Annotated in this window: 1 protein-coding gene; it reads right to left on the bottom strand. The window is 39.2% G+C overall.

The window, feature by feature from the left end:
* A partial coding sequence (locus tag JIV24_RS22170; RefSeq protein WP_200467272.1) for an IS1634 family transposase occupies window positions 1-763 on the bottom strand: 763 nt, incomplete at its 3' end.
* Between the last annotated feature and the right edge of the window lie 302 nt (window positions 764-1,065).

The raw sequence follows: 1,065 nt of genomic DNA, 5'->3' as shown, positions 1-1,065 counted from the left end.
TACCAATGCGGTCAACGATGCCATCAAGCGTATTGCCTTCGAAGGTGTTGCCCGGATGAACTTCGCAGCACAAGGGAATGCCTTCTGTGTTAGTCAACAACCCCAGTACAATCTGGGTGCAATCGCTGCGCATTTCTTTGCTATAGCCAAATTGTCGAAGCTCCCCCAAATCTGTTCGGGTGCTTTCGAATCGAAGGGTGGTCAGGTCGTACAAAACAACATCAACGTTAATATTGAATAGGTCTTTGCCGTAACGAAATAAGAAGCTTTCAATATCCTCTTTGTGTTTGCACAATAAATCCATACTCCGGTAAATGTGTTGCACGGCAATATCATGGTCAATCATTTGCGGATACATCCGCTGTAACCAGTTATCATACAAAGCTAACTTTGATACCGGCTTTAAAAAGCGTGAGCAAATCTGGGTAAAAATAACTTTTTGCAAATCGAACTCAAGCTTTGGATGTTTGGCTTGAATGACTTGTAAACACTTGCTAATACCCAGTCCGTCCATCATTTTCTTAATAACAAGCAAAGGGCCTAAATGGTAAGTGTCTTGAACATCAACATCTTTAGCCAGACTGAAAACTTCAAGCTTATCGGTATGTTTACTTATGGCTTCTGCTAATGAATCAAGTTTACCATCTGATACGCGACCAAGTGACATTAAAGTCCGCTGTTTGACCTTTCCGGCATCACGATAGGATTCCACTAAGTGATAATAAGCCGTGCCTTTACTATTTTTCGTTGTCTTAATGAACATACTGTCCTTGTTTTCTACTTCAATTTAGGTACAATGCCCTAAAAATCAATAGAACGAAGAAAAGTTGTTCACTACACTTTTGAAATTTCAGAAATTAATATCAGTGTTTATAGGGGCTACAGAGAGTAATAGGTAGATTATCTGTCAAACTTGGGAAAGACATAAAAAACTTTCCACTACCAACCCTCACCAAATCAACTCTTAAGCCATACTCTTTCAAGCTATCTCATAAATTTTTCGTTTTTTAATTTGGAGATACGAAAAATACTCCCTTATTTTGCACCCGCTTTTGAGAACAATGG

The organism is Carboxylicivirga marina (assembly GCF_016612505.1).
Classification (GTDB): Bacteria; Bacteroidota; Bacteroidia; order Bacteroidales; family Marinilabiliaceae; genus Carboxylicivirga; species Carboxylicivirga marina.
Note: the sequence above shows the minus strand (reverse complement) of the source record. Positions and strands in the feature narration are given on the sequence as shown.